11 protein-coding genes are annotated in these 14,360 nt (G+C 69.9%); 9 read left to right on the forward strand and 2 right to left on the reverse strand.

Annotation, left to right across the window (positions count from 1 at the left end):
- Positions 1–27 precede the first annotated feature (27 nt).
- Positions 28–723: a GntR family transcriptional regulator gene (locus J2Y46_RS08545; RefSeq protein WP_310241640.1), complete on the reverse strand. Its 696-nt coding sequence runs from the start codon at positions 721–723 to the stop codon at positions 28–30.
- A 191-nt stretch (positions 724–914) separates the two neighbouring features.
- Here J2Y46_RS08545 and J2Y46_RS08550 point away from each other — a divergent pair, with 191 nt between their 5' ends.
- The 6 genes from J2Y46_RS08550 (at position 915) to J2Y46_RS08575 (ending at position 8,100) form a co-directional block, all read left to right on the forward strand.
- A complete protein-coding gene (locus J2Y46_RS08550; RefSeq protein ID WP_310241642.1) occupies positions 915–1,865 on the forward strand; it encodes an amidohydrolase family protein in 951 nt (316 codons plus the stop codon).
- A complete protein-coding gene (locus J2Y46_RS08555; protein WP_052676859.1) occupies positions 1,862–2,932 on the forward strand; it encodes a sugar phosphate isomerase/epimerase in 1,071 nt (356 codons plus the stop codon). The genes J2Y46_RS08550 and J2Y46_RS08555 overlap by 4 nt, the downstream gene beginning before the upstream one ends.
- Before the next feature lie 7 nt (positions 2,933–2,939).
- Positions 2,940–4,391: an FAD-binding oxidoreductase gene (locus tag J2Y46_RS08560; protein ID WP_310241645.1), complete on the forward strand. Its 1,452-nt coding sequence runs from the start codon at positions 2,940–2,942 to the stop codon at positions 4,389–4,391.
- Complete coding sequence (locus J2Y46_RS08565; RefSeq protein WP_310241647.1) at positions 4,388–5,458, forward strand: TIM barrel protein; 1,071 nt, start codon at positions 4,388–4,390, stop codon at positions 5,456–5,458. The genes J2Y46_RS08560 and J2Y46_RS08565 overlap by 4 nt, the downstream gene beginning before the upstream one ends.
- Positions 5,459–5,499: 41 nt before the next feature.
- Positions 5,500–6,783 carry an ABC transporter substrate-binding protein gene (locus tag J2Y46_RS08570; RefSeq protein WP_310241650.1) on the forward strand — a complete coding sequence of 428 codons (1,284 nt, stop codon included), beginning with the start codon at positions 5,500–5,502 and terminating at the stop codon, positions 6,781–6,783.
- A gap of 144 nt (positions 6,784–6,927) precedes the next feature.
- Complete coding sequence (locus J2Y46_RS08575) at positions 6,928–8,100, forward strand: M24 family metallopeptidase (protein ID WP_310241652.1); 1,173 nt, start codon at positions 6,928–6,930, stop codon at positions 8,098–8,100.
- Positions 8,101–8,133: 33 nt separating this feature from the next.
- On the opposite strand, the gene J2Y46_RS08580 is transcribed toward J2Y46_RS08575, so the two are convergent.
- Positions 8,134–8,523 carry a YccF domain-containing protein gene (locus J2Y46_RS08580; protein ID WP_310241654.1) on the reverse strand — a complete coding sequence of 130 codons (390 nt, stop codon included), beginning with the start codon at positions 8,521–8,523 and terminating at the stop codon, positions 8,134–8,136.
- A gap of 99 nt (positions 8,524–8,622) precedes the next feature.
- Between J2Y46_RS08580 and J2Y46_RS08585 the strand changes: the two genes are divergently transcribed.
- From J2Y46_RS08585 to J2Y46_RS08595, 3 genes are all read left to right on the forward strand, one after another.
- On the forward strand, positions 8,623–9,504 hold the full coding sequence (locus tag J2Y46_RS08585; protein WP_310241657.1) for a CHAD domain-containing protein: 882 nt from the start codon (positions 8,623–8,625) through the stop codon (positions 9,502–9,504).
- Between the two features lie 75 nt (positions 9,505–9,579).
- Positions 9,580–12,039 (forward strand): ATP-dependent helicase, encoded by a 2,460-nt coding sequence (locus tag J2Y46_RS08590; protein WP_045300709.1) that lies wholly within the window; start codon positions 9,580–9,582, stop codon positions 12,037–12,039.
- A 98-nt stretch (positions 12,040–12,137) separates the two neighbouring features.
- Positions 12,138–14,351, forward strand: a complete 2,214-nt coding sequence (locus J2Y46_RS08595) for a carboxypeptidase-like regulatory domain-containing protein (RefSeq protein ID WP_157005611.1) — start codon at positions 12,138–12,140, stop codon at positions 14,349–14,351.
- Positions 14,352–14,360: the final 9 nt, after the last annotated feature.

Genomic DNA, 14,360 nt, shown 5'->3' on the forward strand with positions numbered 1-14,360 from the left:
GCCGCGGCATCCGTGATCCGCGGCTTGTCAGTCCTCGTCGCCGAACATGATCTCGTGGCAGAGGGCGCGGCTCGTGTCCACGTGGCGCAGCGCGACATCGGCTGCCGCGTCGGCGTCGCGCAGCGCGAGAGCCTCGACCAGCTCCCGATGTTCGGCGAGCAGGATCTCGGGCGACCGGTTCTGGCGGAGCACCCAGTGGAGCCGGCCCTCGAGCGGCTCGAGGGTCGACGCCAGAATGCGGTTGTGCGCCATGCGCGGGACGGCGTCGTGGAAGGCCTGACTGAGGTCGGCGATGGCGTCGACGTCGCCTCGCGCGAGCGCCGCATCGGCCTCATCCGCGATGGCTGCGAGCGCCTGGATCTCGTCGTCGGTCGCCCGCGTGCTCGCCAAGCGTGCGCACTGCACCTCGAGGGCGACGCGCACGTCGAACAGGTCGTCGACGTCCTCCTTCGCCAGCACCGTGACGATGACGCCGCGCCGCGGCACATCTTGCACGAATCCCTCGCCCTTCAGCAGGGTGAGCGCTTCGCGCACCGGGACGCGTGAGACGCCCATCTCCTCGGCGAGCACTCGCTCGACGAGGCGGTCGCCGGGGGCGAATTCGCCGCGCACGATCCGGTCGCGAACGAGATCCCTCACTCGTTCGCGCAGCGGCTGGTGCGTCGCTCCGATCGTGGACATGGCGTCGGTCGACGTGTGTGTGGCTGAGGTGCGTGGGGTCATGGTCTCTCCTCGGGCAGTGGCCCTCCTTGACTGTTGTATACGGCACACCGGCCCAGGTCGAGCCGGCGAGAAGTATAAACGCCGTCGATGCGCGACATAAGCGTCATGCGCTTGATGGATATAGCGACGGCTTTCCGCTTGTTCGTATGTTGTATACCAACTTGCTCGTCAACGAAGATCGGAGCTGTCCGATGACCCTCATCGACGTCCACCACCACCCCACGCTTCCCGGGCTTGTCGCCCACCAGGAGCGTCGCGGGCTCCCGGTCTTCCGTGGCGGCCCTGCGTGGAACCCCGAGATCGCACTCGAGCAGATGGCGATCACCGGAACCACGATGTCGGTTCTGTCGGTCCCCGCGGATCTGTCGTGGGCGGGCCCCGATCTCGCCGCCGTGACCGACGACCTGAATGACGAGCTCGCCGGCATCGTGGGGGAGGAACCGACCCGCTTCGGCGCGTTCGCCACGCTGCCGATGCCCGACCCCGACCTGTCGACAGCGCACGCGGTCTCGGCGCTGGACAGCGGCCGGTTCGAGGGCGTCGCGATGCTGACCAGCTATCAGGGCGCCTACCTCGCGCAGCCGGAATACGCCGGACTCCTCCAGGAGCTCGATGCCCGCGACGCGGTGGTGTTCATGCACCCGATCCTGGTGTTCGACGCTCCTGCCGGCCTGCCGGGACCCCTTCTGGAGGGGACGTTCGACACGACGCGTGCGGTCACCGCGCTCGCCGCAGCGAACGTGTTCGAGCGGTTCCCGCGGATCCGGTTCGTCTTCCCCCACACCGGCGGCATGGTGCCGTACATCAAGTGGCGCATCGCGATGCACGCCCTGCAGGGCGGCGACTGGAACGTGCCGGTGACCGCGGAGGGTCTCGAGGCCGAGATCCGCAAGCTCGACGGGCTCTACTACGACACCACGCTCAACCTGGGTCCGCTGCTCCAGCTCGAGCGCACCGACCGCATCCTGTTCGGCACCGACGTGCCGTGGGCCAACGAGTCGATCCTGCCGCTGGAGCGCGACTACGCGACGCGGGTGCGCGACGGCTGGACGGCCGAGCAGGTCGCCGCGGTGTCGAGCTTGAACGCGCTGCGCATCCTCCCGCACGCCGGGCGCCGCCTGGGCGTGGAGGTGGCGGAGTGACGCGCATCGGCTCCGACATCAGCCTCGTCCGGGTCGGCGATCTGTGGGGGCACGGCCCGGCGCTGCTCGACACGCTGCACGCGCAGGGCCTCGAGGGCGTCAACATCCGCACCCTCACCGATCTGTCGCCCACCCTCGACAGGGGGGAGCTGGATGCCTTCCGCCGGCGCGCCGACGAACTCGGCATGTACGTGGAGATGGGCGTCGGAAAGATCAACCCCTACATGACCGCGGAGCTGCCCGAGGTGCGCGCACTGGGCGACGGCGACTTCATCGCCGGCATGGAGCGCATGTTCGCCGCTTGCGCCGAGATGGGCTGGAGCACACTGTGGACGGCGTGCGCGGGCGTCAAGGAGTACGCGGCACCGTACGACACCGACCGCGCCCGCCGAGAGGCGCCCTGGCCCGACCAGCTGCGGGCCATCAGCAGCCTCGTCGACAAGCTGCTCCCCGCGCTCCGGCACTACGACCTCGTGTTGGGCATCGAAACGCACGAGGAGATCACCACCCGCGAACTCCTGCGCATCGTCGAGGGTGCGGACGATCCGCACGTCGGCATCTGCCTCGACCCTGCGAACCCGATTGCTCGGGGAGAGGACCCGCGCGCGGCGGTCGAGCGCGTCGCGCCGCACGTCGTCAGCACTCAGCTGCGCGACATCCGTGTCCATCCGTCTCCTGAGGGGAACGGGCTCACCCGCTTCCTGCGGCCCTGCGGTGAGGGGCAGCTCGACTGGGACGAGATCCTCGGCATCATCCTCGCTGCCAACCCGGCGCTGAACCTCACCATCGAGGGCGTCGGGGGATGGTCAGGGCGCAGTGACGTCCCGATCGCCGACCCCTTCTGGGTGGGACTTCACCCCGAGCTGGACGATGCGGACCTCGACGCGCTGCACGCCCTGGCCGCCTCTTCCGCGCGCGCCGCCGCCGACGGCAGCGGTCCGTCGTTCTCCGACCTCGACGTCTTCCTTCCCGACCAGCGCACGACGCACGACGCCTTCGTCGCCCGGTCGGCCTCGCACCTGCGCTCCGTGCTCGCCGAGCGCGCAGCATCCGTCCCCTCCCGTTAGGAGCATCATGTCCACGACCCTCACCGTCACCCCGATCGAGCAGCTCGCCGACGCCGTCGAGTGCGATGTGCTGTACCCGGGCACGGCGGCGTACGACCTCGCCCGCCGCCTCTGGAATGCCGACATCGACCGCCGCCCCGCAGCGATCGTGCGGGTGCGGAACGCGGAGGACGTGTCGGCGGCGCTGCGCTGGACGACGGCCCACGGCTACCCGATCACGGTCCGCAGCGGCGGTCACAACCTCGCCGGCACGGCGGCGATGGACGGCGCGGTGCAGATCGACACGCGCCTCATCGACGGCATCGAGATCGACGCGGAGGCCGGCCTCATCCGGGTCGGGGGCGGCTGCAACTGGGGGCAGGTCGACCGCGCGTGCGAGGGGACCGGTCTCGTCGTGCCTGCCGGCGTGGTGTCGCACACCGGTGTTGCGGGACTCACGCTCGGCGGCGGCTTCGGATACCTCGCGCGCCAGCACGGCGCGACCGTGGACCACCTCGAGTCGATCGAGGTCGTCGTCGCCGACGGCAGCATCCTCGAAGTGAGTGCGACGTCGCACCCCGACCTGTTCCGGGCCATGAAGGGCGCCGGCCACAACTACGGCGTCGCGACGCGCTTCACGTTCCGCCCGCAGCGGCTCGCTGGCCTGGCCACGGTGCGCCTCGCACTGTTCGCCGCGGACGACCGCCGGGCGATCATGCAGCGCTTCGCCGCGCGCGGCATCGGGATGCCGTCAGAGGTCGGCACATACCTGCGGCTGTACCGGGCACCCGAGTTCTGGAGTCAGATCCCCGCTGAGCACCGCGGCCAGCCGATCCTGTCGCTCGCGACCATCCGCTACGGCGACCCGGCCGACGAGCCCGAGGCGACCGCGCCGATCTTCGAGGGGTTCACACCGATCTACCTCGACGTGCGCACGATGCCGCACGTCACGCTGCAGCACCAGACCGACGACGAGTTCCGCTACGGCCTGCGCCACTACTGGAAGCACACCTTCATCGAGGAGCTCACCGACGATGTGATCGACACGATCATCGAGCAGTCGGATCTCTATCCGGGCCGCGCACTGAACTCCAGCGCGTTCATCTCGCATCAAGTGATGTGCCCGTTCGAGATCATCGCGGGGCCCGGCACGGCACGTGAGGGACGCGACGACGCGCTGCCCACGGGTCGCGTCATGAACTACTCCGCCAACATCGGGGCGGACTGGGAGTATCCGTCGGAGAAGGCTCCGCTGGTCGAATGGGCTCGCGGGTTCTCCGACGCGCTCGCACCTTCCAAGCGCGGCACCTACATCAACTTCGCGTCGGTGCAGGGTGATGACGAGGTGGCCAAGGCGGTGTACGGCGCGAAGTACGACGACCTCGCCGCGACCAAGCGCCGGTACGACCCCGAGAACGTCTTCCGCCGGGGCCTGGTCGACCTGTCGGACCCCGGCGACGACAAGGGCGCCGACGCATGAGCCTGATCCGGGTCGGCACCGACTCCACGAAGCTGCCCGGCGCGTTCACGCACGACGCTCACTGGGTCATCGAGCGGGTCGCCGAGCTGGGGCTGGACGGGGTGTTCTTCCGCGACATCCTCGATCTCAGCCCGACGCTCGATGCCCGGGAGCTGGCCGACGTCGCCGCCGCGGCCGCCGAGCGCGGCCTCTACCTCGAGGCGGGGGCCGGCAAGGTCAACCCGTTCGCGATGCCCGAGGACGCGACGACACGTGGGCTCGGCGACGGTGACTGGCTCACAGGCATGCGGCGCAAGCTCGAGGCCGCCGCGGGGTGCGGAATCAGGGAAGTGTGGGCCGCGACGACGAACTACCAGTTCCGGCTGCGCGGCCTGCGCGCCTGCGACCGCTTCCGCACGGATGTGTCGTGGCCCGAGCAGCTGGCGGCGACCGCGCGCGTGCTGGACATGCTGGCGCCGGTGCTGCGCGACCTCGGTCTGCATCTGAACCTCGAGACGCACGAAGAGATCTCGAGCTTCGAGGTCGTGCGCCTCGTCGAGGACTCCGGCCCGGACGCGTTCGGCATCACGTTCGACTCGGCCAACGTGGTGATCCGCGGCGAGGACCCCGTCGAGGCCGCCCGTCGTGTCGCCCCTTACACGCGCCAGACCCATCTGCGCGATGTCGTGGTCGTCCCCAACGAGCACGGCATCGGTCGCCTCATCACGCCCATCGGCGAGGGAGTCATCGACTGGGACGGGGTCCTGAATGCCTTGGCGTCTGCGCCGGCGCGGAACTACTCGATCGAGGGCCTCTTCCCGGGCATGCGCGAGGACCCGGGCACCGAGATGTCGCTGTTCGTCGACGACCCGGAGTGGCGTGCCTCGCACACCGACCTGAGCGACGCCGAGCTGGCCTGGGCACACGGTCATGCGGAGGCGTTCGCCTCGGCAGACGACATGCGTGCAACCGAGGCGCGCCTGCGCGCGACGGTGACCGATGACGCGGCGATGAGCTTCATCGTCGACAGCGCGCGAGTGCTGCGCGACCGCCTGCTCGACCGAGCGCCGCGCCCGGTCGCGGTCTGACACCAGAGCCAACCCGAAACACCCGAATGAAAGGCAGAACCATGGCACGCAAGCACGTCCGACGAAGCACCCTCGTGCTCGCCACGAGCGCCTCGGCGGCGCTCCTTCTCGCCGGCTGCGCCGGCTCGGCCGACGCCGGCGACGGAGAGGAGCCGCAGACGATCACGTTCGCGTACTCCATCGCTGCCGACGCGCAGGACTGGTACGAACAGCTCGCGCAGAGCTACATGGACAGCCACCCCGGCGTCACCATCGAGATCCAGAAGTACGGTCTCGACGGCTACCCGTCGCTGCTCAACACCCAGCTGAATGCGGGAAACGGCCCTGACGTGTTCTACGCGCTCTCCGGCACCGGCCAGAATCCCTCGGTCGGCCCGCTCGCCGATGCAGGCCTGGTGCTTCCGCTCGACAGCGAGGTCCTCGAAGAGTCTCTGCCCGAGGCCGTGCAGGCCGGATGGGTGTTCGACGGAACGTTCTACGGGGTGCCCACCTCGGTGCAGGTGAACGGGCTCGTCATGAACGCGCCGCTCGCCGAGGATTCCGGCATCGAGTGGACCGCCGACACGACCCTGGAAGACCTCGCGGCCCAGTGCGGCGGGGCATCGGACGACGGCATCGCCGTGCTCGGCCTCGCCGGCGCAGTTCCCACGGCACCCGCGATCACGGCGCTCGGTTTCGCGGCGAGCACGGTCTACGGCCCTGAGCCCGACTGGAACGACCAGCGCGCGGCAGGCGACACCACCTTCGCCGCGTCCGACGGCTGGAAGGACGCGCTGCAGGCCATCAAGGACCTCGACGACGCCGGCTGCATGCAGCCCGGTGCCGAGGGCGCCGGCTTCGACGCACTGACGAACGGGGTCGCAGGCGGCACGATGCTCGCCTTCGCGGCGCCGAGCAGCGCGACGGTGACGCTCGCGAACGCCTCCGGGGGCGCGCTGCAGATGGCCGTGCTGCCGATGCCGGCGCCCGAAGGCCTCGACCCGAAGGTGCTGCTCACCAGCACCGACGGCATCGCGGGCAATGCCAAGACGAAGAGCCCCGAGCTCGTCAAGGACTTCATCCAGTGGTCGGCGGAGCCCGAGCAGGCGGCCATGATGGCCGAGATCCAGGGCACGCTTCCGCTGGGCGGCGACACGGCCGAACTGCCCGAGGCCTACCAGAGCTCGCAGGAGCTGCTCACCGCCGAGGGCACGCGTCCGTACCCGCCCGTCGACTGGCCGAACGGCGCCGTGTTCGACGCGCTCGGCACCGGCGTGACCGGCATCCTCACCGGACAGCTCACGATCGAGCAGGTTCTGGAGTCGATGGACACCGCCTGGGGTTGATCCACCCGGGGGGAGAGGGCGCGGCGCCGCATCCTCTCCCACACCCGTCGTCCTGCACAGCCGACAGAGAGCTCCGACATGCCACCGGCCCGCACACCGTTCCCCCGACCGACCCTTCACGAACGCGATCGTCGATGGGCGGTCGTGCGGGAGCTGATGGACGCGGATGACCTCTCGGGGGTCGTCGCCTTCGGCAGCACGTTCGATCGCACCGACGTGTACCTGGCTGGTGAGGCCATCCCCGGTGGCATCGTCGCGATTCCGCGCGACGGTGAGCCCGCTCTCCTCTCGGGAGTGGGCGCGGTCGCTCTGCTGAGGTCCGACGACCAGGGTCGGCGGCTCGCCGACGCGCGATGGATCGCGGACCTGCGCACCGGCCCCCCGCCCCTGCTGATCGCCGAGGTGCTGCGCACGTGGCGCATCGGTCGTGGGCGCGTCGGAGTGATCGGCCTGGGCGGTGCGTCCCCATTCGGCGGCGGCATCCCGCACGGAGCCTGGGAGATGATCACGGCGGCGACGCCCGACGTCGAATGGGTCGACATCACGCTCCCCTTCGCGCGGGCGCGACTGGTGAAGAGCCCGCAGGAGCAGGAGCTGTTCCGTCACGCGGCCGAGATCGGCGAGCACGCCAGCCGCGTGTTCCTGGATGCTGCGCGCGTCGGTGCGCGCGAGAGCGACGTGTACGCGGCGGTCGAGGCCGAGATCACGCGCCGGGGCGGTCACAGCGCCGGACCCGGGATGATCCTCCGCAGCGGGAACCCCGCCTTCGGCGGTCCCATCGAATGGGGCTGGGCCGGCGGCGAGCCGCCGATCCTCCGTCCGGGCGACTCGATCGGCGCGGAGATCTTCGCCTGCTGGGCAGGGCTGGAGTCGCAGCAGCAGATGCACGTGCAGTTCGGATCCGACGACGTGCACCGCCGTCTCGCGGATGCCGCCCGCGCAGCCTACGAGGCGGGCGTCGCCGCCACACGGCCTGGCGTCCTGTTCTCGGACGTGTACGCCGCGATGCACGCGGAGATCGTCGCGGCCGACGTGTGGAGCCGGCCACCCGTGGTGCAGACCGTCTCACCCGGCCTGTACAACAGCCCGATGTGGGTCAACGCCCAGGGTCGTGCCGACCTCGACGGCTATCCGATTCCCGGCGTCGTTCCCGCAGACGGCGACTTCGAACTCCGCGCGGGCATGGCGTTCGCGTTCCAGCCCGCCGCACTCATCGGACTCCGCCAGGTGTGCATCGGCGGCGCGGTCCTCGTGACGGCCGGGGGATGCGAGGAGCTCAACGCGCTCGCCACGCGATCGCACATCGTCGAGCCCTAGGCGCGGGCGGGCCCGCGGCATCCGTGATCCGGATCAGACCGGCTGGAGCGTGCGGCTGTCGACGATGACCTTGCCGAGGGGCATGAGCGAGATCGGGACGAGCTTGAAGCTCGCGATGCCCAGCGGAATGCCGATGATCGTGATGCACAGCGCGATGCCGGTGATGATGTGACCGATCGCCAGCCACCAGCCGGCGAGGACCACCCAGACGACGTTGCCGAGGAACGAGCCGACGCCCGATGTCGGCTTGTCGACGATCGTGCGGCCGAACGGCCAGAGGGCGTAGAGGCCGATGCGGAACGAGGCGATGCCCCACGGGATGGTGAGGATCAGAATGCACAGCACCACCCCTGCCAGCATGTAGCCGAGGAACATCCATAAGCCCGACAGCACGAGCCAGATGATGTTGAGGAGGGTGCGCATGGGGTCTATCTTGCCCACTCGCGGCTGAAAGCTCTCCCCGGCCAGCCCCCGCTGGTCGCGGATCTTCCCCGCCGCGCGGTGCGTCCCTAGGCTCGGGAGATGCGCAGGTCGCGGAAGACCCCCACCGTCGGGGAGGTGCTCGGCGAGATCGTGCGCCGCGCGGCGGCCGAAGTCGAAGGCACCGCCGCTGCCGCTCTGGCGGACGAGCCGGACGGCGTCCATCAGCACCGCGTGCGCGTGCGGCGGCTGCGCAGTGTGCTGGGCGGGTTCCGCGCGGAGCTCGACACGCGGTCGGCCGAGCGCCTGCGCGTCGCGTATGCGGAGTGGGGGCGCGAGCTGGGGGTCGTGCGCGACATCGAGGTTGCGGCGGACGTCGCGGAGCAGCTGCTGGAACGTGCGCAGATCGACGACCCGGCCGTCGTGCACCGGCTCGTCGAGAGCCAGCGCGACGCCTACGCCGCCGCCCACCAGCGGCTGGTGCAGCTCGCAGGCTCGCCGCGAGCAGAGGAGCGCACAAGGCTGCTGCGGGAGTTCGTCGATACCGCCGGCGTCGTCGAGCCGGATCGGCCCGCGCCGGACGTGCTCGCGGACGTGCTGGCGAATCAGGCGCGCCGCGTGGAGAAGGCCGAGGGCCGGCTGGACGGATCCGACGAGGCGCACCACGCACTGCGCAAGGCCGCGCGCCGCACGCGGTATGTCGCCGAGGCGATCGCCGACGTCGCACCGGACCTGTTCCCTCAGCAGGTCGAAGCCATCGCGCACGCCGGCGAGTACCTGCACGACGCGCTCGGCGCGCATCGCGACGCGAGGCTGCTCGCGCACCGGGTGGCGCACGAAGGAGCGCTCGCGGGCCGGGCGGGCGAGCCGTCCGACGCCTACGTGACCATCGCCGACCTGCTGCGCGACGAGGCGGAGGAACGGCTGGATGAGGTGTCGCCGTCGCTGAAGCGGCTGAAGGCGGCTGCGTCGGGGCTGCAGTGAGGCCAGCACCGTCGCTCTGCGACGGCGGGAGCCCCGGGGGTGGGTGTCGGCGCGCGCGCCTAGACTTGACGGGCAATGACGGACGCCAGCACCCCCATCATCGTCGGCAGAGACATCGGCCCTCGGGCCACCGGCGCACGCCCCGACGAAGACCTGCTCGAAGGGCTCAACCCGCAGCAGCGGGAGGCCGTGACGTACCGCGGGCAGGCTCTGCTCATCGTGGCCGGCGCGGGCTCGGGTAAGACCAGCGTGCTGACACGGCGGATCGCGTCGCTGCTGCGGGGCCGGGAGGCATGGCCGAGTCAGATCCTGGCGATCACCTTCACCAACAAGGCCGCCGGCGAGATGCGCGAGCGCGTCGAGCAGCTCGTGGGCGACTCGTCGCGCGGCATGTGGATCTCGACGTTCCACTCGGCCTGCGTGCGGATCCTCCGGCGCGAGGCCGAGCAGTTCGGCTTCACCAAGTCCTTCACGATCTACGACTCCGGCGACTCGCGCGCGCTCATCAAGCGCCTCGTCAAGGAGCACGAGGCGGACGCGTTCGGCCTCACTCCCGCGGCCACGCAGTCGAAGATCTCGCGGCTGAAGAACGAGCTGGCTGATGCTGAGTCCTACGCCCGCTCGGCCAACATGAGCGACCCTGCCGAGCGCGTGTTCGTCGAGCTGTTCGGCGCGTACCAGCGCGAGCTGCAGAAGGCGAACGCGTTCGACTTCGACGACCTCATCGGGCAGACGGTGTTCCTGTTCCGCGCGTTCCCGCAGGTCGCCGACGTCTACCGGCGGCGCTTCCGGCATGTGCTGGTCGACGAGTACCAGGACACCAACCACGCGCAGTACGCGCTGATCCACGAGCTGACGCGTCCGCCGGGATCGGATGCCGCACCCCTCGCCGGCTCCGGCGGCATGATGATCTTCGAGCCGGAGCCCGCCGCCGAAGAGGGCGCGTCGCTCACGGTGGTCGGAGACTCGGATCAGTCGATCTACGCGTTCCGCGGCGCCGACATCCGCAACATCAGCGAGTTCGAGAAGGACTACCCGGGCGCCAAGGTCGTGCTGCTCGAGCAGAACTACCGGTCGACGCAGAACATCCTGTCCGCCGCGAACGCGGTCATCAGCCACAACTTCGACCGCAAAGACAAGAAGCTGTGGACGGACGTGGGCGCGGGTGAGCAGATCGTCGGCTTCACCGGCTACTCGCAGCATGACGAGGCCCAGTTCGTCGCGGACGAGATCGAGGCGCTGCGCCGTGCCGGCGTGGACTACTCGCAGGTCGCGGTGTTCTACCGCACCAACTCGCAGTCGCGTGCGCTGGAAGAGATCTTCATCCGCTCCGCGCTGCCTTACAAGATCATGGGCGGCACGAAGTTCTACGAACGGGCCGAGATCAAGGACGCCCTGGCGTACCTCGTCGCCGTCGCGAACCCGGCCGATGAGATGGCGATGCGCCGCATCATCAACCGCCCGCGCCGCGGCATCGGCGACGTGACGATCGAGACGATCTCGCGGTACGCGGCCGACCAGCAGATCACGTTCCGCGACGCGCTCGCGAACGCGTCGGCGCTGGGCGTCGGACCCAAGATCCAGGCGGCCATCGCACATCTCGACGCGGTGCTGGCCGAGGCATCCGAGATCATGCTCCCTGCGTCGGGCGAACTGGCCCCCCCGACCGCGGTCGCCGAGGGCCTCACGCTGCTGCTGAACAAGAGCGGCTACTACGACGCGCTGCGTGCGAGCAAGGACGCGCAGGACGAAGCGCGCATCGAGAACCTCGACGAGATGGTCGCCGTCGCCCGCGAGTTCGCACGCAACAACCCCGAGGGCACGTTGCTGGACTTCCTCACCGAAGTCGCTCTCGTGTCGGATGCCGACGACCTCGAGGACGCCTCAGGCTCGGTGTCGCTCATGACGATGCACACGGCGAAGGGTCTCGAGTACGACGCCGTGTTCGTCACGGGTGTCGAAGAGGACCTCATCCCGCACCGGATCTCGGCGGGGGAGCCCGGCGGCCCGCAGGAGGAGCGGCGGCTGTTCTACGTGGGCATCACGCGAGCCCGCAAGCGCCTGTACCTCTCGCTCGCGATGACCCGCGCGCAGTTCGGCGAGGTGACGGTGGCGATGCCGAGCCGGTTCCTGCAGGAGATCCCGGCCGAGCTGCTTCACTGGCGCCAGTCGCCGGGCGACGTCAACTCGCGCGGCGGGACGCAGTCGCGCGCGCTGAACGCGCGCCGAGGTTCGGGGTCCGGCTCCGGTTTCGGCGGTTCGGGCAGCCGGCGCTACGGCGACGACCTGGTGCCGCTGGCGCGGCGCGAGCCGTCGGGCAACCTCGAGCGGTTCGCGAACAAGATCCCCGCCAAGGTGCGCGACAACGGCGACCTCGAGCTGGCGCCGGGCGACCGCATCCGTCACGACGACTTCGGCGAGGGCCGCGTCGACGCCGTCACCGGCGAGGGTGCCAAGCGCGTCGCCCACGTGCGGTTCGACTCCGCAGGGCCGAAGAAGCTGCTGATCAAGATCGCCCCGATCTCCAAGCTCTGACGGGTTATCCACAGACCGCCTCTACGTGTCCGCGGACTCTGTCAGGATGAGCGCGCGCGGCGTCCGCCGCGTCTTCTTTGTCGCGCGATGGGGTGTCGATGACTGCAGTCTGGGGCCGTTCTGGTTCTCGCTATCTCGGTGTTGTACTGGCTGTGCTGGTGCTGTTGGCGGGGGTGCTCGGTGCCACGCCGGCGCGCGCCGACGACACCGGATCGATCTCCGGTGTGGTTGCGGCGGAGGACGGCACGGGCGCTGACAGCGTCTCGGTCATCGCGCACCGTTACCAGTCGGCATGGGGATACTGGGCATGGCACACTTCCGTCGCGACGGATGCAAGTGGGGCGTACACCCTGTCCGGTCTGCCCGACGGGGACTACCGGATCGAGTTCCGACCCTTCTCCGGCGCGTCCGAACTGATCGCGGAGTACTGGGACGACGCCGGCGACATCCTGTCGGCGAAGACCATCTCCGTCGTGTCGGGTGCAGCTGTCGTCGACATCGACGCGGAACTCGGCGTGGGCGCGGCGCTCTCCGGCGAGGTGAGCGATGAAGCCGGCGAGCCGATCACGGGCGTGTCGGTGCGCGCCATCGACGACATGGGCCGGTGGGCGAGCAGCGGCTTCACAGACGCGACCGGTGCCTACCGCCTCGCGGGCCTGCGGACGGGCTCCTATTTGCTCGAGTTCGCTCCGGCCCTTCTCAGCGCCGCCTTCGCGGGCGAGTGGTGGGACGACGCCGCTTCACGCTCGCAGGCGACGTCGGTCGCGGTCACCGCCGGGACGGAACACACGGGGTACGACGCGGTACTCGGATTGGCCGGCTCAGTCGCAGGCACGGTCACGGACAGCGACGGAACCCCTGCCTCCGGCGTGGGCGTATCGGTGTACCACGCGGAGGCGTGGGGCGCGGGCGAGTGGGCGGGATCCGCCACGACGGACGAAACCGGTGCGTACGCAGTGCTCGGTCTCGCCGCGGGCGATTACAAGGTCGCGTTCTGGTCCTCGGGCTCGCTTCTCGGCGAGTGGTTCGACGACGCGCCCTACGCCGACACGGCCCGGACTGTGAGCGTCGGCTCCGGTGCGACAGCCACGGCAGACGCCGAACTGACCATCGGCGCGACGGTCACGGGCGTTGTCACAGATGAGGCCGGCGCACCGGTTGCCGACGTGGCGGTGTGGGCGCGTCCGGTCAACATCGGTGGTCCGAACTACGCGAGTGGGGTGAGCACCTCGTCGGATGGCTCGTTCACGCTCACCGGTCTCACACCTGGTGACTACCGCGTGCAGTTCATGACCGATAACGCGTCCGTCAACGTCGTCGGCGAGTGGTGGAACGACGCGAGGACGGAGGCGGCGGCGACGGTGCTGTCACTGGCGCCGGGCGAGGTCGCCACCGATGTGAGTGCACGCCTGGCGGTGGGGGCGTCGATCACGGGTGTTCTCCGCGACGGCGAGGGGGCGCCATCGGCGGATGCCCAGGTCACCCTCTACGACTCCGAGGGCCAGTGGTTGCGCGATGGCCGAGCCGGAGCCGACGGCTCCTACGAACTTCGCGGCCTCGAGGCCGGGACGTATCGTGTGGGGTTCACCACTGAGACCGGTGGCGGGGCCGCGCTCAAGGAGTGGTGGCACAACGCGCCGGACGTCGCCTCGGCCGACGACATCGTTGTCGGCACCGCGGCGACGATCTCCGGAATCGACGCAGTCCTCTCGCTCGACGACGAGTCGGTGCTCGAGACCTTCAGCGCAACCCTCTCAGGAGTGGTGACGGACGCGCTGGGGAACCCGCTCGAGGGTGTCTCGGTGGTCATCGACGCAGGCTCCTGGGGCGATGGGGCGCGGACCGATGCGGACGGCCGCTGGACGTCGCTGGGGCTCCCCGCCGATTCGTACCGCGTCTCGTTCTCGACGGAGATCGACGGAGCGCTCATCAGTGAGTGGTGGGACGACGTCGCCGACCGTGGGTCGGCCACCGTCATCCGGATCGCGAACGGCGAGCAGCGCACTGGAATCGACGCAGTACTCGGATCGGCTGTCCTGCCCGTGCTCGAATCTTCGATTCCGAAGATCACTGGTCCCCTGCGCGTGGGCAAGACGGTCAAGGCTCACCCTCGCGGCTGGACCGAGGGCACGCAGTTCGCGTTCCAATGGTTCGCCGACGGGGCGCCGATCCCGAACGCGAGCGGTGAGTCACTCGTTCTGACCCCGGACATCGCGGGTGCCCGCCTCACGGTCGCGGTGACCGGAACGCTGGCGGGCTACCAGACGGTTGTCGAGTCGTCCGAGGCCACGCGGGCCGTCGCATCGCGATAGCCCGCGCAG

Origin of the sequence: Microbacterium sp. BE35, assembly GCF_031457705.1 — a bacterium.
Lineage (GTDB): Bacteria > Actinomycetota > Actinomycetes > Actinomycetales > Microbacteriaceae > Microbacterium > Microbacterium trichothecenolyticum.

Bases quoted from the DNA above. Each gene is read 5' to 3' on its own strand.
- J2Y46_RS08560 (WP_310241645.1), top strand. From the start codon at position 2,940: ATGTCCACGACCCTCACCGTCACCCCGATCGAGCAGCTCGCCGACGCC.
- J2Y46_RS08590 (WP_045300709.1), top strand. From the start codon at position 9,580: ATGACGGACGCCAGCACCCCCATCATCGTCGGCAGAGACATCGGCCCT.
- J2Y46_RS08595 (WP_157005611.1), top strand. From the start codon at position 12,138: ATGACTGCAGTCTGGGGCCGTTCTGGTTCTCGCTATCTCGGTGTTGTA.
- J2Y46_RS08585 (WP_310241657.1), top strand. From the start codon at position 8,623: ATGCGCAGGTCGCGGAAGACCCCCACCGTCGGGGAGGTGCTCGGCGAG.
- J2Y46_RS08550 (WP_310241642.1), top strand. From the start codon at position 915: ATGACCCTCATCGACGTCCACCACCACCCCACGCTTCCCGGGCTTGTC.
- J2Y46_RS08580 (WP_310241654.1), bottom strand. From the start codon at position 8,523: ATGCGCACCCTCCTCAACATCATCTGGCTCGTGCTGTCGGGCTTATGG.
- J2Y46_RS08570 (WP_310241650.1), top strand. From the start codon at position 5,500: ATGGCACGCAAGCACGTCCGACGAAGCACCCTCGTGCTCGCCACGAGC.
- J2Y46_RS08545 (WP_310241640.1), bottom strand. From the start codon at position 723: ATGACCCCACGCACCTCAGCCACACACACGTCGACCGACGCCATGTCC.
- J2Y46_RS08565 (WP_310241647.1), top strand. From the start codon at position 4,388: ATGAGCCTGATCCGGGTCGGCACCGACTCCACGAAGCTGCCCGGCGCG.